The 23,272-nt window shown below is 73.0% G+C and carries 24 protein-coding genes; 17 read left to right on the forward strand and 7 right to left on the reverse strand.

What is annotated here, in order from left to right; translation table 11 throughout:
- Positions 1-10 precede the first annotated feature (10 nt).
- From ABZ272_RS28615 to ABZ272_RS28630, 4 genes are all read left to right on the forward strand, one after another.
- A complete protein-coding gene (locus tag ABZ272_RS28615; protein WP_355053035.1) occupies positions 11-256 on the forward strand; it encodes a hypothetical protein in 246 nt (81 codons plus the stop codon).
- Positions 257-414: 158 nt separating this feature from the next.
- Positions 415-729: a Sec-independent protein translocase subunit TatA gene (gene tatA, locus ABZ272_RS28620; protein WP_355053036.1), complete on the forward strand. Its 315-nt coding sequence runs from the start codon at positions 415-417 to the stop codon at positions 727-729.
- Positions 730-747: 18 nt separating this feature from the next.
- A complete protein-coding gene (tatC, locus tag ABZ272_RS28625) occupies positions 748-1,701 on the forward strand; it encodes a twin-arginine translocase subunit TatC (RefSeq protein WP_355053037.1) in 954 nt (317 codons plus the stop codon).
- Between the two features lie 159 nt (positions 1,702-1,860).
- On the forward strand, positions 1,861-2,799 hold the full coding sequence (locus ABZ272_RS28630) for a diacylglycerol kinase (RefSeq protein ID WP_355053061.1): 939 nt from the start codon (positions 1,861-1,863) through the stop codon (positions 2,797-2,799).
- Here the strand turns inward: ABZ272_RS28630 and ABZ272_RS28635 are convergent.
- On the reverse strand, positions 2,762-3,673 hold the full coding sequence (locus ABZ272_RS28635; protein WP_355053038.1) for an EamA family transporter: 912 nt from the start codon (positions 3,671-3,673) through the stop codon (positions 2,762-2,764). The two genes, ABZ272_RS28630 and ABZ272_RS28635, sit on opposite strands and share 38 nt — an antisense overlap.
- A gap of 143 nt (positions 3,674-3,816) precedes the next feature.
- Here ABZ272_RS28635 and ABZ272_RS28640 point away from each other — a divergent pair, with 143 nt between their 5' ends.
- Both ABZ272_RS28640 and ABZ272_RS28645 read left to right on the forward strand, forming a co-directional pair.
- A complete protein-coding gene (locus tag ABZ272_RS28640; protein ID WP_355053039.1) occupies positions 3,817-4,113 on the forward strand; it encodes a hypothetical protein in 297 nt (98 codons plus the stop codon).
- Positions 4,110-4,508 carry a hypothetical protein gene (locus ABZ272_RS28645; RefSeq protein ID WP_355053040.1) on the forward strand — a complete coding sequence of 133 codons (399 nt, stop codon included), beginning with the start codon at positions 4,110-4,112 and terminating at the stop codon, positions 4,506-4,508. Before ABZ272_RS28640 ends, ABZ272_RS28645 begins: the two co-directional genes overlap by 4 nt.
- Before the next feature lie 17 nt (positions 4,509-4,525).
- On the opposite strand, the gene ABZ272_RS28650 is transcribed toward ABZ272_RS28645, so the two are convergent.
- A complete protein-coding gene (locus tag ABZ272_RS28650) occupies positions 4,526-5,287 on the reverse strand; it encodes an HAD-IA family hydrolase (RefSeq protein WP_355053041.1) in 762 nt (253 codons plus the stop codon).
- Positions 5,288-5,373: 86 nt separating this feature from the next.
- Between ABZ272_RS28650 and ABZ272_RS28655 the strand changes: the two genes are divergently transcribed.
- The 8 genes from ABZ272_RS28655 to ABZ272_RS28690 all read left to right on the forward strand — a co-directional run bounded on the left by ABZ272_RS28655 (position 5,374) and on the right by ABZ272_RS28690 (position 14,922).
- Positions 5,374-8,175 (forward strand): DEAD/DEAH box helicase, encoded by a 2,802-nt coding sequence (locus ABZ272_RS28655; RefSeq protein WP_355053042.1) that lies wholly within the window; start codon positions 5,374-5,376, stop codon positions 8,173-8,175.
- Between the two features lie 165 nt (positions 8,176-8,340).
- Positions 8,341-9,225: an MHYT domain-containing protein gene (locus ABZ272_RS28660; protein ID WP_355053043.1), complete on the forward strand. Its 885-nt coding sequence runs from the start codon at positions 8,341-8,343 to the stop codon at positions 9,223-9,225.
- Between the two features lie 188 nt (positions 9,226-9,413).
- Positions 9,414-10,265 carry a fumarylacetoacetate hydrolase family protein gene (locus tag ABZ272_RS28665; protein ID WP_355053044.1) on the forward strand — a complete coding sequence of 284 codons (852 nt, stop codon included), beginning with the start codon at positions 9,414-9,416 and terminating at the stop codon, positions 10,263-10,265.
- Positions 10,262-11,011 carry an SDR family oxidoreductase gene (locus tag ABZ272_RS28670; protein WP_355053045.1) on the forward strand — a complete coding sequence of 250 codons (750 nt, stop codon included), beginning with the start codon at positions 10,262-10,264 and terminating at the stop codon, positions 11,009-11,011. Before ABZ272_RS28665 ends, ABZ272_RS28670 begins: the two co-directional genes overlap by 4 nt.
- 19 nt (positions 11,012-11,030) lie before the next feature.
- Positions 11,031-11,786, forward strand: coding sequence for a (Fe-S)-binding protein (locus ABZ272_RS28675; RefSeq protein ID WP_355053046.1), 756 nt, complete (start codon positions 11,031-11,033; stop codon positions 11,784-11,786).
- 20 nt (positions 11,787-11,806) lie between these two features.
- Entirely contained in the window at positions 11,807-13,228 is a 1,422-nt protein-coding gene (locus ABZ272_RS28680; protein ID WP_355053047.1) for a LutB/LldF family L-lactate oxidation iron-sulfur protein, read from the forward strand.
- Positions 13,225-13,824, forward strand: coding sequence for an LUD domain-containing protein (locus tag ABZ272_RS28685; RefSeq protein ID WP_355053048.1), 600 nt, complete (start codon positions 13,225-13,227; stop codon positions 13,822-13,824). Before ABZ272_RS28680 ends, ABZ272_RS28685 begins: the two co-directional genes overlap by 4 nt.
- A gap of 114 nt (positions 13,825-13,938) precedes the next feature.
- Positions 13,939-14,922, forward strand: a complete 984-nt coding sequence (locus tag ABZ272_RS28690; RefSeq protein WP_355053049.1) for a zinc-dependent alcohol dehydrogenase family protein — start codon at positions 13,939-13,941, stop codon at positions 14,920-14,922.
- Here ABZ272_RS28690 and ABZ272_RS28695 read toward each other — a convergent pair.
- The 4 genes from ABZ272_RS28695 to ABZ272_RS28710 are packed head-to-tail and all read right to left on the reverse strand — an operon-like array spanning position 14,906 to position 17,990.
- Positions 14,906-15,169, reverse strand: coding sequence for a winged helix-turn-helix domain-containing protein (locus ABZ272_RS28695; protein WP_355053050.1), 264 nt, complete (start codon positions 15,167-15,169; stop codon positions 14,906-14,908). The genes ABZ272_RS28690 and ABZ272_RS28695 overlap by 17 nt on opposite strands.
- Positions 15,169-15,861 carry a hypothetical protein gene (locus tag ABZ272_RS28700; protein ID WP_355053051.1) on the reverse strand — a complete coding sequence of 231 codons (693 nt, stop codon included), beginning with the start codon at positions 15,859-15,861 and terminating at the stop codon, positions 15,169-15,171. Before ABZ272_RS28700 ends, ABZ272_RS28695 begins: the two co-directional genes overlap by 1 nt.
- A complete protein-coding gene (locus ABZ272_RS28705) occupies positions 15,761-17,596 on the reverse strand; it encodes a DUF4132 domain-containing protein (protein ID WP_355053052.1) in 1,836 nt (611 codons plus the stop codon). Before ABZ272_RS28705 ends, ABZ272_RS28700 begins: the two co-directional genes overlap by 101 nt.
- Position 17,597: 1 nt before the next feature.
- Positions 17,598-17,990: a hypothetical protein gene (locus tag ABZ272_RS28710; RefSeq protein WP_355053053.1), complete on the reverse strand. Its 393-nt coding sequence runs from the start codon at positions 17,988-17,990 to the stop codon at positions 17,598-17,600.
- Positions 17,991-18,114: 124 nt separating this feature from the next.
- Here ABZ272_RS28710 and ABZ272_RS28715 point away from each other — a divergent pair, with 124 nt between their 5' ends.
- Positions 18,115-19,905 (forward strand): HSP90 family protein, encoded by a 1,791-nt coding sequence (locus ABZ272_RS28715; protein ID WP_355053054.1) that lies wholly within the window; start codon positions 18,115-18,117, stop codon positions 19,903-19,905.
- Positions 19,902-21,965, forward strand: a complete 2,064-nt coding sequence (locus ABZ272_RS28720) for a hypothetical protein (protein ID WP_355053055.1) — start codon at positions 19,902-19,904, stop codon at positions 21,963-21,965. The genes ABZ272_RS28715 and ABZ272_RS28720 overlap by 4 nt, the downstream gene beginning before the upstream one ends.
- 9 nt (positions 21,966-21,974) lie before the next feature.
- Here ABZ272_RS28720 and ABZ272_RS28725 read toward each other — a convergent pair whose 3' ends face one another.
- A complete protein-coding gene (locus tag ABZ272_RS28725; protein ID WP_355053056.1) occupies positions 21,975-22,844 on the reverse strand; it encodes an endonuclease/exonuclease/phosphatase family protein in 870 nt (289 codons plus the stop codon).
- Between the two features lie 90 nt (positions 22,845-22,934).
- On the opposite strand from ABZ272_RS28725, the gene ABZ272_RS28730 reads away from it, so the two are divergent.
- Positions 22,935-23,264 carry an NIPSNAP family protein gene (locus tag ABZ272_RS28730; RefSeq protein ID WP_355053057.1) on the forward strand — a complete coding sequence of 110 codons (330 nt, stop codon included), beginning with the start codon at positions 22,935-22,937 and terminating at the stop codon, positions 23,262-23,264.
- Positions 23,265-23,272: the final 8 nt, after the last annotated feature.

The following is a 23,272-nucleotide window of genomic DNA, read 5'->3' on the forward strand; positions in this document are numbered from 1 at the left end:
GCTGGCCGGCGTGCTGATCTGGATCGTGCTCGCGCTGGTGCTGCTCCCGCTCGTGGCGCTCGCGCTGGCCGTGCGCCCGGTGCTGGCCCGGCTGCCCAAGCTGCGCCGTGCCGCCGAGGCGTTGCAGCGCCGGGCCGGGGAGGCGGAGGCGCTGCAGGAGACCGCGGAGGCGTTGCAGCAGCGCGCCGAGGGCGTCCAACGCCAGCTCGACACCGCCCAGCAGCGCCTTGAGCTGATCAAGGCCAAGCGCGGCTGACGGCGCCGTCGGCCCACGTGGTTGACGGATCATCGCGCGTTGGTCAAGACTTCACCGGCCGGGCCGGACCACCACCACCCGGCGGGTGGCATCGCACCGATCCGCACGTACGATGGGCTGCGTACCACCCCCCGGACACAGAGCGACTGGAGCTTCTCATGGGTGCCCTCAAGCCGTGGCACATCGCCGTTCTCGTGGTTGTGCTGATCCTGCTCTTCGGCGCGAAGCGGCTTCCCGACGCGGCCCGCTCGCTGGGTCGCTCGCTGCGGATCATCAAGGCCGAGACCAAGAGCCTGCAGGACGACGACCGCGACCTCGCCGAGAAGGCCGACGCGCAGGCCGGCTACCAGCCGCTGCCGCCGCACGCCGGGCAGCAGGCGCCGTACGCGGGGCAGCCGCAGCAGCCGCCGTACCAGCAGCCGCCGGCGCAGCAGCCGGTCGTCGACCCGGTGCACCGCGTCCGCGACAACTGACCGAAGGGCCTTCGCACCGTGGCCTTCGCCCTGCGTAAGCGCGGCCCGAGCACGTTCGAGCGGGCCGCCGACGGCTCGATGACGCTCATCGAGCACGTCCGTGAGCTGCGTAACCGTCTCTTCCGCGCCTCGCTGGCGATCATGATCGGCTTCGGCTTCGGTATCTGGCTGGCGGAGCCGGTCCGGGTGCTGCTGTCGAAGCCGTACTGCGATCTGCCCGGGTCGGTCGACCCGGAGACCCAGAAGTGCCTGTTCGTCCAGCTCGGTCCGGCGGACGTCTTCCTGCTGAACCTGAAGATCGGCCTGTGGGTGGGCCTGATCATCGCGGCGCCGATCTGGCTCTACCAGCTCTGGGCGTTCATCGCGCCCGGGCTGCACCGGCACGAGCGGCGCTACGCGTACGCGTTCACGGCCCTGGCGGCGCCGCTGTTCGCCGCCGGCGCGGTGTTGGCCTTCTTCGTCACCGCCAAGGGCCTCGAGTTCCTGATGAACGTGTCCGGCGACGACATCTCGACCACGCTGGAAGTCACCCGGTACATCTCCTTCGTCACCAACCTGATCCTGCTGTTCGGGGTGGCGTTCGAGTTCCCGCTGATCGTGCTGATGCTCAACTTCGTCGGCCTGGCCAGCGCGAAGCGGCTGCTGAGCTGGTGGCGGGTGGCGATCTTCGTGTTCTTCGCGTTCTCCGCCGTGGTCACCCCCACCCCCGACCCGTTCGGGATGACCGCCCTGGCGGTCTGCCTCTCCGCGCTCTACTTCGGCGCGGTGGGCGTCGCGTTCATCAACGACAAGCGGCGGGGTCGCGGCAAGGAGGTCTACGCCGGTCTCGACGACGACGAGGTCTCGCCGCTGGAGTTCGACCCGGACCCGGTCGTGGCCGGGCAGCGGGTCGACGCGACCGCGCCGATCGGTGCTCCGGAGCCGATCGCGAAGCCGGCGCCGATCGAACGCCGTTACGACGACATGACCTGACGGCCCCGCGCCGCCAGAGCCAGCCGACGCCGTCCCCGCCACGTGGGGGCGGCGTCGCGGTGTCCGCCGTCGACCGAATCGAGCCGCCCGGTGGGCTGGGAGCGCTACCTCCGCACGATGAACATCAGATGTACGACGAGTACGGTGCTGGCCGTGACCGTGAAAGAGTTTCGGCCCGGACCGGCGGAGGACGCCGCGTCGGCCGCTGGCCCGGTGGCTGTGCTCGCCAACCCGACGGCCGGCCGGGGACGGCGTCGGGCCCTGTTGCCCCGGCTGCTGGACGGGCTGTCCGCCGCCGGCCGGCCGGTGACGGTGCTGTCGGCGTCCACCCCCGATGAGGCGGAGGTGGCCTGTCGGACGGCGGTCGCCGAGGGCGCGGGCGCGCTGGTCGCGATCGGCGGGGACGGCACCGTGCACCGGGCGCTGCAAGCCGTGGCCGGCACCGACATCCCGTTCGGACCGGTGCCCGCCGGCACCGGCAACGACTTCGCGATCGACACCGGCTTTCCCGCCGATCCCGTCGCCGCTGTGGAGGTGATCGCCGAGGCGCTGCGGGACGGTCGGAGCCGCGAGGTCGACCTGGCCCGGATGACGGGCGTCGACGGCGCGGAACGCTGGTACGGGGCCGTCCTCGCGGCGGGCTTCGACGCGATCGTCAACGAGCGGGCCAACCGGATGCGGTGGCCGCGCGGCCCCCGCCGGTACGACCTGGCGATCCTGATCGAGATGGCCCGCCTGAAGCCGCGGCGCTACACGATGCGCCTCGACGGGGTGCTGCACGAGATGGACTCGGTGCTGGTGGCGGTGGGCAACTGCCCGTCGTACGGCGGTGGGATGCGGATCTGCCCCGACGCCGACCCGACCGACGGGCTGCTGGACGTGGTGGTGGCCGGCCGGGCCGACCGGCGCACGATGATCCGGGTGAAGCCGCACATCTACCAGGGCACCCACGTCGAGCACCCGGTGGTGAGCAGCTACCGGGCCCGTACGGTGGAGTTGGCCGCCGACGGGATCGTCACGTACGCCGACGGGGAACGTTCGCTCGGCCTCCCGGTGTCGATCACCGCGGTGCCCGGGGCCCTGCGACTGCTGCGCTGACCCGTATGGCGCCGATGCTGGCGGCGATGACCAGCACGATGGCGACGCACTCCGACGCGGTCAGCGCCTGGCGCAGCACCAGCCAGCCGGCGAGGGTGGCGACGGCCGGGCCGAGACTCATCAGCACCGCGAACGTCGAGGTGGGCATCCGGCGCAGCGCCAGCAGCTCCAGGGTGTACGGCAGGCCGGAGGCGAGCACCGCCAGGGCCGCGCCGAACGCGAGCACCTGCGGGTCGAGCAGGACGGCGCCGCCGTCGGCGATGCCCAGCGGCAGGGTGACCAGCGCGGCCAGGGTGAGCGCGAGGGCGAGCCCGTCCGCCCCCGGGAACCGGCCGCCGACGCGGGCGCTGAGCACGATGTACGCGGCCCACATCGTGCCCGCGCCGAACGCGAACGCCACCCCGGCCGGGTTGAGCCGGTCGAAGCCGCCCTGCCCGAGCAGCGCCACCCCGGCCAGCGCGAGTCCCGCCCAGCACCAGCTCGCCAACCGGCGGGCGGTGAACACGGACAGAGCGAGGGGACCGAGCACCTCAAGCGTCACCGTCGGTCCGAGCGGGATGCGTTCGATGGCCTGGTAGAACAGCGAGTTCATGCCGGCCAGGGCCAGCCCGAACGCGCCGACGGCGAGCCAGGCCGAGCGGTCGTGTCCGCGCAGTCGCGGCCGGCACACGACGAGCAGCAACACCGCCGAGATCGTCAGCCGCAGGGTGACCGCCCCGGCCACGCCGGTGCGCGGAAAGAGCAGCGCGGCGACGGCGGAGCCGAACTGGACCGACAGCGCCCCGCCGAGCACCAGCCCCACGGCGAGGACACCACCGTGCCGCTGTGTGGGCGCGTCGGTCGGTGTCGACGCGGGCAGGAGGGTGTCCGTCACGGCCCTGACGCTAGGTGGTCGGCCGAGCGGGATCTCCCGGGGGTGCGCTCGACGAACGCGAGCCGCCGGTGTCGCAAGCGCCCGAGCACCCGACACGCCGAAGGTGTTCGCCAATGCGGTGCCACCTGCGTACGGTCTCTGGTATGACCACCGCGATGCGCAAGCTGTCCATCTCCGTTCCGCCGGACGTGGCGGAGCGCCTGGAGCGCGAGGCCAACGCCAGCGCCTACATCACCCAGGCCGTTCGAGACCGGATGCGTCTGGACGCCCTGGATGCGGAGCTGGCTCACCAGGGCGTCCAGATCACGGAGCAGGGTGTGGCCGAGGCACGCGCCCGCCGTGCCGCCGTCGAGGCGGACTGGTCATCGGAGCGTCGTCGGGCACTTCGGGAGCGGGCACGCCAGCATATGCTGGAAGCTGCCGACCAGCCTGCCGTGTGAGCGCCGGGGAGGAGCGGCCGGTCCGACTCGTGCTGGATCGGTCGGCGCTGCTGGCGTATCTCGCGGGTTCGGTGCATGTCGGGGAGCCTCTGCACGAGGTCATCCAGGACCGCAACAGGTTCGGTGTAACTGCCGTGACCGTGGCGGAGGCCCTGGCAATCGTCAGCGATCCGAAGGAACGAGCGACCCTGCACCGGCTGCTGACCCTGGACGCCTGTGCGGTGCTCTCCACCGAGGGGCGCTCCTGGCACGAGCTCAGCTACTGGCGGACGCTGACGGGTCGGGTTGATCTCGCCACCACGGTGCTAGCCGTGCTCGACCATGACGCCGCCATCCTGACCGGGGAGGACCGGTACGGCGACGGGGAGTTACCCGTCATCCGCATGCCGGACTGACGGTCCTCGAATGTGGGTCAGGTGGGCAGGGCCAGGTCCAGGACCGCGCCCAGCCCGTTCTCCCGGCCCGGCTCGGCGGCCGGCAGCACCAGCACCGCGCAGCCGGCGGCCACCGCGCCCGCGTCGGCCGGGCTGTCGCCGACCATCAGCGTCTGCTCCGGGTCGACGCCCAGCAGCCCGCACGCGCGCCAGAAGATCGCCGGGTCGGGCTTGCAGCGCCCCACCTCGTACGACAGCACGAACGCGTCGACGAGGTCGGTCAACCCCCAGGCGTCGAAGTGCGGGCGCAGGTCGAAACCGATGTTGCTGACCACCGCGACGCGTACGCCGGCGTCGCGCAGCGCGGCCAGCGTGGGGGCCGTGTCCGGGTAGGGCACCCAGCCCTCGGCGAGGAGCAGACGCTCGTAGAGCGCGTCGGCCAACCCCTCGATGCCGGCGTCCACGGTCTCGGCCAGCCCCGTGTACGCGCCCCGGTGGGCGTGCGGGTAGAGGTCCCGGTCGGCCCACAGCTCGGCCAGCCGGGGCGGAACCCGGGCCGGTAGCGGGCCGCCCGCGCGGCCGGCGGTCAGCAGGCGGTCGGCCAGCGAGGTGGCGCGGACCCGGTCCAGGGTGACCCCGCACGCCGCCGCGGCCTCCAGCACCCACTGCCGAGGCTCCTCCACCTGGGCCAGGGTGCCGTGGAAGTCGAAGAGCACCGCCTTCACGGGCCGTCGGGACGTCCGGCGGGCGGTGGCGCTGCCCGGCGGAGTGGTCTGGGGCGGTTCGGCATGGTCCGGCACGCCGTGCACCCTACCGACCCTCGCCGACAGCCCTGCCGGACGGCCTTGTGGGGTGCACTGTGCCGGCACGCACTAATCTTGGTGCCATGTCGAGCCCCGCCGAGCGGTACGCCGCGGCGCGCCGCCGGGCCGCGCAGGCCTCCGAGTTTCCGGCGCTGGACGAGTTCGCCCTGGACCTGGGGTTCGACCTCGACGACTTCCAGCGCGAGGCGTGTCAGTCGTTGGAGCGGGGCAGCGGTGTGCTGGTGTGCGCCCCGACCGGCGCCGGCAAGACCGTGGTCGGCGAGTTCGCCGTACACCTGGCTCTGCGGGGGCGGCCCGACGACCCGCCGGCGGCCGGCGGCGCGACGCCGCCAACGGCCCGGCGCAAGTGCTTCTACACGACGCCGATCAAGGCGCTGTCCAACCAGAAGTACCACGACCTCGTCGACCGGTACGGCGCCGAGCAGGTCGGCCTGTTGACCGGCGACAACGCGATCAACGGCGACGCGCCCGTGGTGGTGATGACCACCGAGGTGCTGCGCAACATGCTCTACGCGGGCTCCAGCACCTTGCAGGGGCTCGCCTACGTGGTGATGGACGAGGTGCACTACCTCGCCGACCGGTTCCGCGGCGGCGTGTGGGAAGAGGTGATCATCCACCTGCCGGAGTCGGTCACCCTGGTCTCGTTGTCGGCGACCGTGTCGAACGCCGAGGAGTTCGCCGACTGGCTGGTCACCGTGCGCGGCGAGACCGCCGTGGTGGTCAGCGAGCACCGGCCGGTACCGCTGTGGCAGCACATGCTGGTCGGCAAGCGGATGTTCGACCTGTTCCACGACGCCGACGCCGCCCGCAAGCACGACGTGCACCCGGAGCTGCTGCGCTACACCCGCGACACGATGCGTCGCCTGGAGCTGGGGGAGGGGCGCAGCGCCGGGCCGGGCTCCGGACGCCGAGGTCCCCGCTGGCGCGGCCCGATCCGCCCGGACATCGTGGACCGGCTGGACCGGGAGGGTCTGCTGCCGGCCATCCTGTTCATCTTCAGCCGCGCGGGCTGCGCCGCCGCCGTGCAGCAGTGCCTCGCCGCCGGGCTGCGGCTCACCTCGCCCGAGGAGCGCGCCGAGATCCGCCGGGTGGTCGAGTCCCGGGTCACCGCCATCCCCGGCGAGGACCTGACGGTGCTGGGCTACTGGGAGTGGCTGGACGGCCTGGAGCGCGGCCTCGCCGCCCACCACGCCGGCATGCTGCCGGTGTTCAAGGAGGTCGTCGAGGAGCTGTTCGTCCGGGGCCTGGTCAAGGCGGTCTTCGCCACCGAAACGCTGGCCCTGGGCATCAACATGCCGGCGCGCTGCGTGGTGCTGGAACGCCTCGTCAAGTACAACGGCGAGGCGCACGTCGACCTGACCCCGGGGGAGTACACCCAGCTCACCGGCCGCGCCGGCCGACGGGGCATCGACGTCGAGGGGCACGCCGTGGTGGTGTGGTCCCCGGAGACCGACCCGCGCCACGTGGCCGGGCTCGCCTCCACCCGCACCTATCCGCTGCGGTCCAGTTTCCGGCCGTCGTACAACATGGCGGTGAACCTGGTCGGCTCGGTCGGCGCGGAGCCCGCCCGGGCGCTGCTGGAGTCCTCGTTCGCCCAGTTCCAGGCCGACCGGTCGGTGGTCGGCCTGGCGCGGCAGGTGCAGCGCAACACCGAGACCATCGAGGCGTACGGCGCGGAGGCCGCCTGCCACCACGGCGACTTCGACGAGTACTTCGCGCTGCGGGTGGCGATCGCCGACCGGGAGAAGGCCATCGCCCGGCAGGGGCAGACCCAGCGCAAGGCCGCGGCGGTGGCGTCGTTGGAGCGGCTGCGTATCGGCGACGTGATCCGGGTGCCGTCGGGCCGACGGGCCGGTCTGGCCGTCGTGCTGGACCCGGCGACCGGCGGGTTCGGCGAACCCCGTCCGCTGGTGCTCACCCAGGACCGCTGGGCGGGGCGGGTCAGCCCGGGCGACTTCACCACGCCCGCCGAGGTGTTGGCCCGGATCCGGGTGCCCAAGCACTTCAACCACCGCTCGCCGGGGGCTCGGCGGGACCTCGCCGCCGAGGTAAGCGGCACCGGCCTGGACCGGCACGGCGGCCGCCGAGGTGGCCGCTCCCGGCAGACGCCGGGCGAGGACCACCGGCTCAGCCAGCTCCGTAGCGAGCTGCGTAACCACCCCTGTCACGCCTGCCCGGAGCGGGAGGAGCACGCCCGCTGGGCGGAGCGCCGCCGTCGTCTCGAACGGGACACCGACGAGCTGCGCGAGCGGGTGTCCGGGCGTACCGGCTCCCTCGCCCGGACGTTCGACCGGATCGTCGCGCTGCTGACCGAGCGTGGGTACCTCGGCCGCGACGGCGCGGTGACCGACGCCGGTCGGATGCTCGGCCGGATCTGGACCGAGGCGGACCTGCTGGTCGCCGAGTGTCTGCGTCGACGCGTGTGGGACGGGCTCTCCCCGGCCGAGCTGGCCGCCGCGGTGTCCGTGGTGGTCTTCGAGGCGCGCCGGGACGTCGACGAGCGGGCGTCCCTGCCGCGCGGCCCGGTCTCCGACGCGGTGGACGAGACGCTGAAGCTGTGGGGCGAGATCGAGGCCGACGAGGCGGCCCGTGGGCTGACCGCGACCCGCGAGCCGGATCTGGGCTTCGCCTGGCCGGTCTACCGGTGGGCCCGGGGCGAGGCCCTGGCGAAGGTGCTCGGCAGCGGGCACGAGATCGACGGCGAGATGCCGGCCGGCGACTTCGTCCGGTGGGCGCGGCAGGTGGTCGACCTTCTTGGTCAACTTTCCGACTCCGGCGGCGCGTCGCCGGAGCTGCGTTCCACGGCCCGGCAGGCGATTGCGGCCATCAACCGGGGAGTGCTGGCGTACCACACCTCGGCTTGATGATCACTTTCGGTCAAACGTCCCGATGAATCGACGCATCAGACGGTCACCGTGACGGCACCCCACGAATAGTCCCGGGGTGCTATTGCGCCTGCTCGGAGCACCCCTGATCATTGCCCCGGCGCTGTGCTTACGCGCCGGTAACGAGTGGGGAGAAACATCGCCGTGGCGGACATCAATCACTTTGAGTACGGGTGGATCACGCCCGCGCTGAGCTACGCGCTGTCGGTGCTCGGGTCGGTCCTGGGGCTGGTCTGCGCCGGACGCATCCGCACGGCCCGTACCGCCGGTCAGCGCGCCTGGTGGGGCCTCCTGGCCGCCTGGGCGCTCGGCGGCACCGCCATCTGGGCCATGCACTTCATGGCCATGCTCGGCTTCGCCGTCGACGGCACCCGCATCCGGTACGACGTGCCACTGACCGCCGCCAGCACCGCCATCGCGGTGGTCGCCGTCGGCATCGGCCTGGCGATCGTCGGCACCGGCCGCCTGAACCCGGTACGCCTCATCGCCGGCGGCGTGTTCACCGGCGCCGGGGTCGCCGCCATGCACTACACCGGCATGGCGGCGATGCGCCTCAACGGCAGCCTCGGCTACGACGCCATCCGGGTCGTCCTCTCGGTGGTCATCGCCATCGTCGCCGCGACGGTGGCCCTGTGGCTCGCGATGACCGTCCGGCGCGGCCTGGCGATCTTCGCCTCCGCCCTGGTCATGGGCGTCGCGGTGAACGGCATGCACTTCACCGGCATGAGCGCCCTCTCGGTTCACCTGCACGAGCGCTCGGGCGGAGTGACCGGTGCGGGAGTGAGCGCCCTGCTGGTGCCGATCGTCGTGGCGGTGATCTTCGGCGTGGTCGGGCTGCTCTACGCCCTGCTCGCCGCGCCCACCGACGACGACCTGGCTGCCGCCGCGTACCTGGACGCGCGCCGGACCCCGGAGCCCACCCCGGCCGCGCCGGCAGCCGCCCCGGACCCGGTCGGGCTGCGCGCCCGCTCCACCCTCGGGCAGCCCGGAACCCCGTTCCCCTCCCGCCGGGACAATCCGCCGCGCTGACGCCGGCCGGTGCCGTCCGGCGCTGAGGCGACCCGGACCATCGCGCCACACCGCCGACGCGGCGTGGTGGCCGCGTCCCAATCCGTCGACCGAGGTGATCCCGCCGTGCGGGCGGCGAGGCGTGTCGGTGTTGAATGCGGTGGTGTCCGCCACCCCCGCGAGTCAGCCCGGACACAGAGGAGGGTGAGATGAACTTCCAGCGCCTCGGCCCGAGCGGCCAGGAGATCCCGGTCGTCCAGCACGACGGTACGACCTTCGACCTGCGGCCGCTCACCGCCGACCTGGACGGGGCGTTCTGGGCGTCGGACGGGATCGCGCGGACGCGCGGCGCGCTCGACCGGGGCGAGCTGTCCGAGCTGTCCGGGGCCGCGTCGCTGCGGGTGGGTGCCCCGGTGACGCGTCCGGCCAAGATCGTCTGCATCGGACTCAACTACCGCGACCACGCGGCGGAGACGGGCGCGGCGCTGCCCGCCGAGCCGGTCGTCTTCATGAAGGACCCGATGACCATCGTCGGGCCGTACGACGACGTCCTCGTCCCCCGTGGCTCGACCAAGACCGACTGGGAGGTCGAACTCGCGGTCGTCGTCGGAACGACCATCCGGTACGCCGAGTCTCCGGAGCAGGCCCTGCGCCACGTCGCCGGGTACGCGGTGTCGCACGACGTCTCCGAGCGCGCCTTCCAGCTGGAGCGTGGCGGCCAGTGGGACAAGGGCAAGAGCTGCGAGACCTTCAACCCGCTGGGGCCGAGTCTCGTGCCGGCCGACGAGGTCGACGACCCGCAGTCGCTCGCGCTGCGCCTCTGGGTGAACGGCGTGCTTCGCCAGGACGGTTCCACCGCCAACATGATCTTCCCGGTGGCGCACGTGCTGTGGTACCTGAGCCAGTTCATGGTCCTGTACCCGGGCGACGTCATCAACACGGGGACGCCGGCCGGGGTGGCGCTGGGACTTCCGGATCACCCGTACCTGCGCGCCGGCGACGTGGTGGAGCTGGAGGTCGCCGGCCTGGGTCGGGCACGCCAGACGCTGGTGGCGGCATGAGCGGGGAGTTCGCCGGGCTGGCCGCCATCGTCACGGGCGGCTCGTCCGGCATCGGCCGCGCCACCGCCGTGGAGTTGCGCGCCCGGGGTGCCCGGGTGGCCGTCCTCGACCTCGACCCGAGCGGGCTTGACGACGGCATCGCCGGCATCACCGCCGACGTGTCGAGTCGGCCGTCGGTGGACGCGGCGGTCGCCGAGGCGGCCAGCGTGCTCGGCGGCCTCGACGTGGTGGTCAACAACGCCGGCATCGGCGCGACCGGAACCGTCGCCGACCAGGGCGACGACGAGTGGCACCGGGTGCTCGACGTCAACGTGGTCGGCATGGCCCGGGTGGTCAGCGCCGCGCTGCCCTGGCTGCGCCGCTCGGAGCACGCGTCGGTCGTCAACATCTCGTCCATCGCGGCGCTCAACGGCCTGCCGGGCCGCGCGCTCTACTCGGCCAGCAAGGGCGCCGTGCTGTCGCTGACCCTCGCCATGGCCACCGACCACGTCCGCGAGGGCATCCGGTTCAACTGCGTCTGCCCCGGTACGGCGGACACCCCGTGGGTGGGGCGGCTGCTCGCGCAGGCGGACGACCCGGCGGCCGAGAGGGCCGCGCTGCGGGCCCGCCAACCCATCGGACGGCTGGTCACCCCGGAGGAGGTCGCCAACGCGATCCTCTACCTCGCGTCACCCCGATCGGCGTCGACCACGGGTACGGTGTTGGACGTCGACGGTGGGGTCACCCACCTGCGGGTCCGACCGTGACGACGGGCGGGGGTGTGCTGTGCGGATCGCGCTCTTCGTGACCTGCCTGGCCGACACCATGTTCCCGCAGGCGGCCACGGCGACCGTACGGCTGCTGGAACGGCTCGGCCACGAGGTCGTCTTCCCGACCGAGCAGACCTGCTGCGGGCAGATGCACGTCAACACCGGCTACCGGCGCGAGGCCGTGCCGCTGGTGCGCCGCCACGTGCGTACCTTCGATCCGTACGACGTGATCGTCGCGCCGTCGGGCTCCTGTGTCGGGTCGGTCCGGCACCAGCACGCGATGGTGGCCCGGCACGCGGGCGACGAGGGCCTGGCCGACCGGGCCGAGTCGGTGGCCGCGCGGACGTACGAGTTGTCGGAGCTGCTCGTGGACGTGCTCGGCGTGACCGACGTGGGCGCGTACTACCCGCACCGGGTCACCTACCATCCGACCTGCCACTCGCTGCGGATGCTGCGGGTCGGCGACCGGCCGCGACAGTTGCTGCGTGAGGTGCGCGGCCTCGACCTGGTCGAGTTGCCGGCGGCGGAGCAGTGCTGCGGCTTCGGCGGCACGTTCGCCGTGAAGAACCCGGAGACGTCCACGGCGATGCTGGCGGACAAGATGCGCCACGTGCTGGACACCGGCGCCGACGTGTGCGCTGCCGGTGACGTGTCCTGTCTCATGCACATCGGCGGTGGACTGTCCCGGCTGCGCACCGGGGTGCGCACCGTGCACCTGGCCGAGATCCTGGCGTCGACGGAGACCAGCGGCGCAGCGGCGGCCCGGTCGTGACCCGCCGCACGTTCCTCGGGATGCCGACGACCGCGCCGAGTGGCGTGGGGCACCTGCGCGGCGACGAGTCGTTCCCGACCGCCGCGCGGCGCAGTCTGGCCGACCCGCAACTGCGGCGGAACCTGCGGCACGCTACGACGACGATCCGGACCAAGTCCGGATCGGTGATCGCCGAGCAGACCGACTGGGAACAGTTGCGCGCGGCCGGCGCGGCCATCAAGACCGACACCCTGCACCGCTTGCCCGAGCTGCTGGAACAGCTCGAAGCGAAGGTCGTCGAGGCGGGCGGCGTGGTGCACTGGGCGGCGGACGCGATCGAGGCCAACCGCATCGTCACCGACCTCGTCCAGGCGACCGGCGCGGACCGCGTCATCAAGGTCAAGTCGATGGCGACCCAGGAGATCGGGCTCAACGAGGCCCTGGAGGCGGCGGGGATCACCGCCGTCGAGACCGACCTCGCGGAGCTGATCGTGCAGCTCGGCGACGACCGGCCGAGCCACATCCTGGTACCCGCGATCCACCGCAACCGCGCCGAGATCCGGGAGATCTTTCTGCGCGAGATGCCCGGCGTCGACCCCGCGCTCACCGACGACCCGACGGCCCTGGCGGCCGCCGCGCGCCGGTTCCTGCGCCAGACCTTCCTGAGTACGCCGGTGGCGGTGTCCGGCGCGAACTTCGCCGTCGCCGAGACCGGCACCCTCGCCGTGGTGGAGTCCGAGGGCAACGGCCGGATGTGCCTGACGCTGCCGGAGACCCTCATCACCGTCATGGGCGTGGAGAAGGTGGTGCCCACCTGGCGTGACCTGGAGGTCTTCCTCCAACTCCTGCCGAGGGCGTCGACGGGGGAGCGGATGAACCCGTACACCTCGATGTGGACGGGCGTCACCCCGGGCGACGGGCCGCAGGCGTTCCACCTGGTCCTGCTGGACAACGGGCGCAGCGCGGTGCTCGCCGACGAGGTCGGGCGGCAGGCGCTGCGGTGCATCCGCTGCTCGGCGTGCCTCAACGTGTGCCCGGTCTACGAGCGCGCGGGCGGGCACGCGTACGGGTCGGTGTATCCCGGTCCGATCGGGGCGGTGCTGTCGCCGCAGCTCACCGGCATCGAGGACAACGCGTCCCTGCCGTACGCGTCGACGCTCTGCGGCGCCTGCTACGACGCCTGCCCCGTCAAGATCAACATTCCGGAGGTGCTGGTGCACCTGCGCGCCGAGGCCGTCGAGGCGCGACAGCGACCCACCGCCGAGTCGATCGCGATGGCCGCCGCCGCGTACACGATGGACCGACCCCGGTTGTTCGCGGCCGGGCAGGGCGCGGCCCGGCTGAGCCGGCTCGCCGGTCGGCGTGGCCGGGGCCTGCCCCCGCCGCTGAACGGCTGGACCGCCAGCCGCGACCTGCCCGACCCGCCGGAGCAGACCTTCCGCGAGTGGTGGGCCGCCCGGTGACCTCCCGCGACCTCGTCCTCGGCCGGCTGCGCGCCGCGCTCGCCGGCAGTCCCGCCGATCCGGTGCCGGTGCCGCGCCACTACCGCCGGACCGCCGACGCGGACCTCGACCAGTTGGCGCAGCGCCTGACCGACTACCGGGCGCAGGTGCACCGGGTTCCCGAGGCCGCCGTCGCCGACACGATCGCCGACATCCTGCCGGCGGGCGGCACGGTCGTCGTACCCCCGGGTCTGGCCCCCGCCTGGCTGCCGGCGACGGTGACCGCGCTGCCCGACGACGGTCTCGACCACGCGCGGATCGGCGCGGCCGACGGCGTCGTCACCGCCGCCGCCGTCGCCGTCGCCCAGACCGGGACGGTCGTCCTCGACGGCTCGCCCGACCAGGGACGCCGCGTGCTCAGCCTGCTGCCGGATCTGCACGTCTGCGTGGTCCGCGCCGACCAGGTGGTGGCCACCGTGCCCGAGGCACTGGCCCGGCTGACGCCACAGCGCCCGCTGACCTGGATCAGCGGGCCGTCGGCCACCAGCGACATCGAGCTGATCCGCGTCGAGGGCGTGCACGGCCCCCGCCGCCTGCACATCCTCCTGCTGCCCTGACGCACGCGTCGGTGGCCCGCTGGGCACCACCTCGCTTTTCCCGATGACCCGCCATCGACGCCCCCGGGTGGGCATCGTTGGAGGCATCAGGTACGACGAAGGCGAGGGAGCGCCATGCGCGCGGTAGTGCTCAACGAATTCGGCGGCCCGCTCGTCGTCGAGGAGGTCGACACGCCAACCCCCGGCGCGGGACAGGTGCTCGTCCGAGTCGCGGCCAGTGGCGTCAACCCGCTGGACACCAAGATCCGTGAAGGGAAGGCCGCGCACGCCCGGAACCATCCGCCCGTCGTCCTCGGCCTGGACCTGGCGGGTGTCGTGGCGGAGGTCGGCCCCGGTGTCGTCGGCCTCGCCGAGGGTGACCAGGTGTACGGGCTCACCGGTGGAGTCGGTGATGTTCAGGGGTCGCTCGCCGAGTACGCGGCCGTCGACGCCCGACTGCTGGCCCGTTCGGCGCAGTCGTTGAGCCTGCGCGAGGCGGCGGCGCTGCCGCTGGCCGTCATCACCAGTTGGGAGGCGCTGGTGCACCGGGCGCAGGTGCGCCCGGGCCAGCGGGTCCTGGTGCACGGCGGCGCCGGCGGCGTCGGGCAGTCCGCCATCCAGATCGCCCGCGCCCGGGGCGCGGAGGTCTTCGCCACCGGCTCGTCCCGGAACCTGGAGACCATCGCGGGGCTCGGCGCGACGCCGATCGACTACAACGCCACCGAGTTCGAGGACTACGTGGCCGCGCACACCGGCGGCGACGGCTTCGACGTCGTCTTCGACACCGTCGGCGGGGCCACCCTGGACAAGTCGTTCCTCGCCGTGCGCACCTACACCGGCCGCGTCGTGAGCGCGCTCGGTTGGGGCACGCACAGCCTGGCGCCGCTGTCGTTCCGGGGCGCCAGCTACTCCGGCGTCTTCACCCTGTTGCCACTGTTGACCGGCCAGGGGCGCGACGCGCACGGCGAGATCCTGCGCGAGGCGAGCGCGCTGGCCGACGCGGACGCGCTTCGGCCGATCGTCGACCCCCGGCGGTTCACGCTGGACACCGTCGCGGACGCCCACGCCGTCGTGGAGGCCGGCACCAGCACCGGCAAGGTCGTCATCGACGTGCCCTGAGCAGCCCGGTACCGCTACTCGGGTTGCCCAGCCTCGGCCACGTAGAACCCTTACCGGGATGTCCCTCGACCAATCCGCGATCCTTCAGGATCGTCATCACCCGGTTGATCGTGGAGATGTGCACGCCGTGCTGTTCGGCCAGTTCCCGCGTGGACGGTGGCTTCCCGCCCGGCGCAAGCTTTCCGGACTCGATCCTTTCGGCGATCTCGTTGGCGATGCGCCGGTAGTCCACTCGCTCGGTCGGCATCAACCGATCACCGTGGGTCGGAGTTGGCTCAGGACGGTGGGGTCGGTGATGCGGTCGTCGGCGGCCAGCATGATCGCCTTGGACAGGATCGTGGCGAGCATGGGGTCGTCGTCGAACGGCAGATGCAGACGGCCGGTCTGGCTGCGGGCGGCGACGATGCACAGGTACCTGTCGTCGGGCTCCATCATGATGTTGCCCGACCCGAGGTGGATGCGGTACGCGCGCAGGTTGCCCCGCACCCGCAGGTACCGCTCGGCGAGGTCCACCCGGTCGGCGATGGCCATCCGGGGCAGCAGCCGGGCGAGCGCGTCCCGGCGTACCTGCGCGGACGGGGTCAGCTCCGCCACCGCCGTGCGGTGCCAGTACATGGAGAAGCGGTCCTCACCACGGTCGGCCCACTGCGGATCGGTGGCGATCGAGGTGACGCCGACGAACAGGTCCACGTCGCGCATGGCCTCGGTGAACACCAGCGGCGGCACGTCGATGATCCGCGCCGGTTGCCACGTCTTGCCGTCGTGCCGGGCGAAGCGCACCTGGTCGGTCGAGCAGTACTCGACGTCGTAGCGACGCTTCTCCTGGTCGTCGACGAGTTCATGGTGGAAGGACGCCCGCCATGCGCCGCCGCCGAAGACCTTGGTGGCTTCGCTGTCGTCCGCCGTCCCACGTGCCCAGGTAGCCCGCCTGCCAGCCACGGGCGCGCAGCAGGGCGTTGGCCTGCCGGTAGCGCAGGATGTGCGCGGCGAAGCGGTTCGAGTAGGTCTCCGTCTTCTCCTCCGCCGGCGTGCGCAGGTAGACCTCCCGGAACGCCTGTTTGAACGGCTGCGTCAGGCCGGCGGCGACCAGGTGCGCGCGCCAGGCCAGCACCTCGGCCGTGTCCGCGCGGGCCGGATGCCACAACCGGACCGATCCGTGGGCGAGGGCGTGGCCGTCCCGGTCGACGATCGTCCACCCGTCGCCGTTGCGCCGGGGCAGACCGGCCGTCCAGCGCCGGCCGTCGGCGCTGGTCTCCCACAGCAGACGCCGCCCGTAGGTCGCGGTCACCGGGTGGTCGAGGAAGCGCGACGACCAGTCGGGGTACGACCAGACGCGCTCCTCGGACAGCAGCCCTTCCACGCGTTGCCGCTCGCTGACCAGCGTCGCGCCGATCCGCTTGACCAGGCCCCGCAGCTCGGCGAGGTCGTCCTCGTGGGACTGCTTCACCTGCGCCGGAACGCCCTTGAGGGTGGCCCCGTCGCGGGCGAAGACCAGGCGTGCCCGTTCGCCCACGATCTCGACCGTCGCCTGGTACGGGCCGACCGCCCGGGTCAGCCGCCCGTCCGGTCCGAGTCCGTGGTCGTCGACGGCCAGCTCCATGACCTCGCTGAGCGACCAGCCGCGCCGGGCCCCGAGCTGGGTCAGCGCGGTCTGGGCCCGGCTGCGTACGGCCTTGTTGCGGACCGTCACGGCGAGGCGGGCCAGCGTGCGCAGCGGCACGTCGCCGTCGCGGTCGGCCAGCAGCCGTACCGCCGCGATGGCCGTCCGCGAGGCGTACGGGAATCCGGCGGCCTCGCGCCGCGCGGACGCCGCGCTGGCGGTGGCCCGGGCCAGCAGCTCGGTCGCCCGCTCGTCGCGCTCGCGGGACAGCGCCCAGACCAGCCCGCGCAGGAGGCGGTCCGTGTCGTCGTGCACGCTCCGCCCGTGGGCGGTGAACGCGTCGAGGAGCCGGCGGACGACCTGCCGGCCGCCGTGCGCGGCCACGAGCAGTTCGTCGAGGCGACGCAGCCACTTCGCGGTCGCCGCCGGCTTGTCCAGCGCGGCGCAGTGCTCCAGCAGCTCCGGCACGCCCGGCTCGACGAGGTCGCCCCCCAGGTCGGCACGGACGGCGGGCCCGAAGGTGTCCCCGCGGTGCAGCAGCCACGCCGGCAGGCGGCTGCCGGTGGCACGGTCGATGGCCTGGCCGAGCAGCGTGACGGTCCGCCGTCGGGTCGCCGCCGTGACGAAGTGGTCGTCGAGCAGCTCGCTGCTCAGGGCGGACAGCGCCGGCACCAGATCGGCCAGCTCGGCGGCCGTCAGGCGCGGCGCGATCAGGGCGGGTAGTTCCAGGTCGGTGCCGTCGTCGACGCCGCCTCGGCGAGCGACCACGTCCAGGCACCACAGCAGGTCCGCCCGCGTGAAGGGGACATCCTCGGTGGCGAGATCGGGCATCACCCCGCTCATCCCGGACGTCGATCCCCGGTGCAGGGCCAGGGCGGCGCGGCGGCGCTCCTCGGCCGACCACGACTCCACCGTGGACCACTCGGGCACGCTCGTCACCGAGGAGCCCCAGTGGTAGGTGCTGGCGATGCGCAGCACCGCGCGGATCCGTTCGTCGGCCTCGGCGAGACCGGTCTCCACCTGCCGCCGGTCCGCGTCGCTCAGGTGGGGGAGCAGCGCCGTCCAGTCACCCATGTCAGCCGCCCACCAGCGCGACGAGCCGGACGAACGCCACGTCGGGATCGGTTCGCAGGTCGATCTCCTCGTCGAGGTCGTCGACCTGGTGGTCGCCGACCAGCAGCAGGAAACCGTTGTGGGCGAACGCGGCACAGGCCCGGTCCGCCTGCGCCTCCCAGTCGAGTCGCCGGCCCGGGGCGACCCGGTAGCCGTTCAGCGAGGCCTCCGTGTCGGTCGGCTGGACCAGGCCCCGGAAGTGCCGGGGCCGCTCGGCGTTGAACCGCGCCACCTCCTCGCGGACCCGTAGCCGGACCAGCTCCCGCGCGGAGATGCGCTCCGGCAGGCCCGTCAACGGCCAACTGTCGACGGCCCTGCCGGTCGCCGTCTCGTCCCGAACCATCACCGTGACCATCCGTTGTGCTCCTCGCCCTGAAGGTGAGCGGCAGCATGGCACGACCGTCCGACGAAAACGCGCCCCCCAGCGGATCAGGTCAGCCGCTAGGGTGCAGCCGATCGGATCACGGGAGAGGGCGGTTGTGAGCTACACCTTCCACGTCGACCTGCGCGGCATCGTCGACCTGCTCAGTCACCACCTGTACGCCAGCCCGCGCGTCTACGTCCGCGAGCTGATGCAGAACGCCGTCGACGCGATCACCGCCCGTCGGGTGGGCGAGCCCGGCGCGCCGGGCGCGATCCGGATCCACCCACCGGAGTCCACCGGGGACGGCACCCTGCGCGTCGAGGACACCGGCGTCGGTCTGACCGAGGCGCAGGTGCACGAGCTGCTCGCCACGATCGGCCGCAGCTCCAAGCGGGACGAGCTGGGATTCGCCCGGCACGAGTTCCTCGGCCAGTTCGGTATCGGGCTGCTCTCCTGCTTCCTGGTCGCCGACGAGATCCGGGTGTCCACCCGTGCGGCCGGCTCGCCGACCGTCGAGTGGATCGGCTACGGCGACGGGCGCTACGAGCTGCACGTCGCCCCGGCCGAGCGGGAACGCCCCGAGCAGGGCACCACCGTGACGCTGGTGCCCCGGCGCGGCGCCGAGCACTGGCTGCGCAGGGACACCGTCGTCGAGATCGCCGCGCTGTACGGGTCGCTGCTGCCGATCGACGTCCACGTCGAGCACGAGGCCATCACCACCGGCCTCGCCCCCTGGGAGAACGACCCGGCCGAGCCGGCGGCGGCACGGCGGGAGCGTCTCGACGCGTACGCCCAGGAGGTCTTCGGTTTTCCGCCCTTCGACGTGATCGACCTGGCGGTGCCCGCGGCCGGCCTGCGCGGGGTGGCGTTCGTGCTGCCCATGCCGGCCAACCCGACGTCGCGGGTGGCCCACCGGGTCTACCTCAAACAGATGCTGCTCTCCGAGGACATCGAACGGCTGCTGCCGGAGTGGGCCTTCTTCGTCCGCTGCGTGGTCGACACCACCGAGTTGCGCCCCACCGCGAGTCGGGAGGCGCTCTACGAGAACGCGCTGCTCGACGAGGTCCGCGACGCGCTGGGTGACACCCTGCGCGGCTGGATGACCCGGCTCGGGCGCACCGACCCGCGTCGCCTCCAGGCCTTCCTGCGGGTGCACCACCTCGGCGTCAAGGCCCTCGCCGTGCACGACGACGAGATGCTGCGCCTGGTCGAGCAGTGGTGGCCGTTCGAGACGAACATGGGCCCGCTGACGCTCGCCGAGTTCCGCGAGCGGCACGGCGTGGTGCGGTACACGCCGTCGGTGGACGAGTTCCGGCAGCTCGCCGCGGTCGCCGCCGCCCAGGGGATCGCCGTGGTCAACGCGGGCTACGTCTACGACGCCGAGTTGCTGCGTCGGCTGCCCGACGTGGACAGCGGCGTCGCCACCGAGATCCTCACCGCGAGTGACCTGGCGACCCGGCTGGAACCGCTCGACCCGGACGTCGAGCTGGCCGTGCGGCCCTTCCTCGTTCTGGCGCAGCGCACCCTCGACCGGCTCGGCGTGCAGGTGCTGGTGCGTGCCTTCGAACCGGCCAGCATGCCGGCGCTGCACCTGCTCGACGGTGACACCGCCCTGGCGGTGGACCTGCGTCAGGGGCAGGAGCAGGCCGACGAGCTGTGGTCGTCGATCCTCGGCACCTTCACCGAGGGTCGCGACGAGCGACCGCAGCTCGTGTTCAACCACCGCAACCCCCTCGTCCGGCAGGCCATCGCCACCGGCGACGACGAGCTGACGACGCTCGCGATCGAGGGCCTGTACGTGCAGGCATTGCTGCTGGGCCACCAACCGCTGCGGCCCGCCGACACGGCCGCCCTGAACCAGTCGTTCCTCGGTCTGCTCGCCCGCGCCATGGAGGGAACCCGATGACCACCTCCGAGCAGGAGCTGCGGGAACGCCTCAGCCAGGCGTACGCGCTGCCGCGTGGCCCGGTGCGGTTCGCCGCGCTGGACGCGGTCTTCCGGCACGCCGACGCGGCCGGCGACGTGCCGTTCGCCTTCTCGGCCCGGATCAACGCGATCAGCGACTTCCATCACGGCGGTGACCCCACCCGGGCGTTCCTCGCCTTCTCCTGGTGCCTCGCGATCGCCGATCGGCAGCCCGAGGTGGTCCACGGGCACCACACCCGCACATTGCTGTGGGACTTCAAGTGGATCGTCTGGGCACTGCCCCAGTTCCCGGACATCCCGCTGGAGCGCACCATGGCGGTGCTCGACGACATGCAGCGCCGCTACCAGCTCGCCGGGCACAGCCTGCACGCGGTGCACCAGCACCGGTGGCTCGTGGCACACCACGTCGGGGACATGGCGGCCGCCCAGGAGGCGTACGACCGGATGGTCACCGCCAAGCGGGACTCGATGTCCGACTGCCAGGCATGCGTTCCGTCGGGGCAGGTCCGGCACCTCGCGTCGCTCGGCCGGTTCGACGAGGCCATCACCATCGGGGAGCCGTACAAGCGCGGCGGCTGCACCGAACAGCCACAGTGGATGCTCAGCGAGCTGCTCACGCCGTACCTGCGGACGGGCCGTTTCGACGAGGCCGTCGAGGCCCACCGGGACGGCTACCGCCGCATCCGCGACGACCGTCACCACCTCGACAACCTCGCCCAGCACGTGCTGTTCTGCGGGCTGACCGGCAACGAGGCGCGGGGCCTGGAGCTGGTGGAGCGGCACCTGAGCTGGCTGGAGCGCCCCTCGTCGCCGTACGCGGCGATGGAGTTCGCCGCGTCCGCCGCGTTGGTGCTCGGCCGGCTGCGCGCGGCGGGACACGCGGACCTGGTGGTGTCCCGCCGCTCGGACGACGGCACCCGCCGCTGGGAGGCGACGGTCGCCGAGGTCCACGACGAGGTGACCGCGCAGGCCCGCGCGATCGCCGCCCGGTTCGACGTCCGGAACGGCAACCGGCACCAGAGCGAGCGGGTCGAGGCGCGCATGGCGGCGACGCCGGTGGCGCGGCACGTGCCGCTCACCGTCCTCGCCGGGCGGGTCACCACGTCCGAGCGGGCGGCCGACCCGGCGTTGGCCGCGCTCGTCGAACGGGTCGCCGCGCTCACCGCGGCCGGCGACCGGGCCGGCGCCGCGCGGACCCGGCTGGACGTGGCGCACACCCTGCGCAACGCGGGCCGGCAGGAGGACGCGATCGAGGCCGCCGAGGAGGCGGTCCGCAGCCTCGACCGGGTCGGTCTGCGCGACGACGGGCTGCGCTGCCGCCACCTGCTGTGGGAGCTGTACCGCCGGGGCTACCACCACCGCGATGCCGCGCGGGTGGTGCTGGCCGAGCTGATCCGGGCCGGGGACCTGCCCGACGGGCTGCCGCCGCTGGAGGCTGTCCTGGAGGACGCCGCTGACCTGCTCCACGGTGCGGAGGGGGTCACCCACCTGGTCACGGCCGCCGACCGGCACCGGGCCAACGGTGACGCCGACGCCGAGCTGCGGGTGCTGCGCAAGGCGCTGGTTCGGCTAGCCAACCGGCCGCCGGACGACGTCGCCTGGGCGGTGCTGGAGCGCGTCGATGCCCTCGGGGCGGCGGCGCGGCCCACCTCCGCTGAGCTGTCGGGCCGGGACCAGGTGGCCGCCGCGCAGTTGCTGGACCGCGCCGGCCGTACCGCCGAAGCGCTCGACCGGCTCGACAGGGCCGTCACCCTGTTCGACGGCGACGAGCTGGCGGACGATCGTCGCTCGGCCCGGTTGCACCGGGCGCGGTTGCGGCTGCGTCTCGGTGAGCCGGCCCGCGCCGAGGCGGAGGCCCGGGAGGTGCTGGCCGAGGACCCCGACGAACACGGCTACGAGGCCACCGCGGTGCTGACCCTGGCGCTGCGGGCCCAGGGTCGCGCGGACGAGGCCGAGAGGGCCCTGGCCGCGCAGGACATGGACGAGGAGGACCTCGACTACTACGAGCAGGACCTCGAACCGGACGACGACGAGGACTGACGGTCGTCGTCAGCGGCGAGCGCCGTCGACGACGAGGGTGGCCAACAGGGCGGGGTGGTCGGTCGCCCCGCCCATGCCCACCGACCGCGCGCAGCAGAGCGTGACGTCGGCGCTGGTGACGAGGTGCTGCACCGCGCCGTCACCGACGCGGTGGTGACCGGGCGGCACGCAGGACCCCACGTCGTCGACCCGCAGGTTGAGGTCGCCGCTCAGCACGGTGGGGGCGTACCCGGTGCGCGGACCGATGGCGGGCAGGATCTCGTCGAGCAGGTCGCCGCACTGGGCGAGCGCGACGGCGTGGCTGGTGGCCGCGAGGTGGGTGGTGCAGGCGTTGAGCGCCCCGTCGATGTGCACGCAGAGCCAGGGTCGCTCCTCGGGGTCCGCGAGGTCCTGCGTCCGGTGGATTCCACTGTGCACGGCGTACCGGCTGCCCGCCGACGGCAGCCGGGTCAGCAGACCGATGCCGTACGCCTGGCCGTTGCGGCACAACGTGTCGGCGCCGCTGGGCCGGTCGCCGGCGCTCTGGAAGGCCGACACGACCTCCGCGCCGCCGTGGGCCCGGGCGAACACCGCCGCGAGCGAGGGCACGTCGTCCTGACAGATCTCGTTGAGAGTGACCAGGTCGGGGCGCTCGGCCCGAACCAGCTCGGCGGCCCGGGCCAGCGACCGGCCGGTGTAGCAGCCGGCGCGTCCGCTGTTGCACAGGTTCATCTGCGCCACGATCAGCGTCGTGGGCGCGGGTGACGCGGGCACGGGTTTGGCGGGCAGCCCGGCGACGGCGACCAGGCAGGCGACGGCGAGGGCCCGACGGATCACCCGGTGCGTACCGAGGGGTCTGCCTCGACGGTGGCTGGTGTTGCCGGGCGGATCTGTGGACATGGGGGCTCCGGCCGGGCGGCGACGATCGTCGCCGAGGTGCCCGCGATCCTACTGCCGGCCGTCCCGGCGAAGGAGCCCTATGGTGGACCGATGATCACCTGCGTCGTGCACTACACCATCGACCCCGCGCAGATCGAGACGTTCGAACAGTTCGCCCGCGCGTGGATGCGGCTCGTGGCCCGGCACGGCGGCGTGCACCACGGCTACTTTCTGCCCGCCGAGGGCGCCAGCGACCGGGCCGAGGCGTTGTTCAGCTTCGACAGCCTCGCGGCGTACGAGCGGTACCGCGCACGGTTCGGCCACGACCCGGAGTTCGTCGCGGCCGACGCCATCCGCGACGAGTCGGGTTGTGTGGTGCGCTACGAGCGGACGTTCATGCGCCCGCTCCTGCCCGATGACGACCTGACAGTGGCACGCTGACACGGGCC

It is taken from the genome of Micromonospora sp. NPDC005979, assembly GCF_040614415.1.
GTDB lineage: Bacteria > Actinomycetota > Actinomycetes > Mycobacteriales > Micromonosporaceae > Micromonospora.

Bases quoted from the DNA above. Each gene is read 5' to 3' on its own strand.
- ABZ272_RS28690 (WP_355053049.1), top strand. From the start codon at position 13,939: ATGCGCGCGGTAGTGCTCAACGAATTCGGCGGCCCGCTCGTCGTCGAG.
- ABZ272_RS28695 (WP_355053050.1), bottom strand. From the start codon at position 15,169: ATGCCGACCGAGCGAGTGGACTACCGGCGCATCGCCAACGAGATCGCC.
- ABZ272_RS28705 (WP_355053052.1), bottom strand. From the start codon at position 17,596: ATGGGTGACTGGACGGCGCTGCTCCCCCACCTGAGCGACGCGGACCGG.
- ABZ272_RS28655 (WP_355053042.1), top strand. From the start codon at position 5,374: ATGTCGAGCCCCGCCGAGCGGTACGCCGCGGCGCGCCGCCGGGCCGCG.
- ABZ272_RS28640 (WP_355053039.1), top strand. From the start codon at position 3,817: ATGACCACCGCGATGCGCAAGCTGTCCATCTCCGTTCCGCCGGACGTG.
- ABZ272_RS28725 (WP_355053056.1), bottom strand. From the start codon at position 22,844: ATGTCCACAGATCCGCCCGGCAACACCAGCCACCGTCGAGGCAGACCC.
- ABZ272_RS28720 (WP_355053055.1), top strand. From the start codon at position 19,902: ATGACCACCTCCGAGCAGGAGCTGCGGGAACGCCTCAGCCAGGCGTAC.
- ABZ272_RS28680 (WP_355053047.1), top strand. From the start codon at position 11,807: ATGCCGACGACCGCGCCGAGTGGCGTGGGGCACCTGCGCGGCGACGAG.
- ABZ272_RS28730 (WP_355053057.1), top strand. From the start codon at position 22,935: ATGATCACCTGCGTCGTGCACTACACCATCGACCCCGCGCAGATCGAG.
- tatA (WP_355053036.1), top strand. From the start codon at position 415: ATGGGTGCCCTCAAGCCGTGGCACATCGCCGTTCTCGTGGTTGTGCTG.
- ABZ272_RS28670 (WP_355053045.1), top strand. From the start codon at position 10,262: ATGAGCGGGGAGTTCGCCGGGCTGGCCGCCATCGTCACGGGCGGCTCG.
- ABZ272_RS28665 (WP_355053044.1), top strand. From the start codon at position 9,414: ATGAACTTCCAGCGCCTCGGCCCGAGCGGCCAGGAGATCCCGGTCGTC.
- ABZ272_RS28710 (WP_355053053.1), bottom strand. From the start codon at position 17,990: ATGGTCACGGTGATGGTTCGGGACGAGACGGCGACCGGCAGGGCCGTC.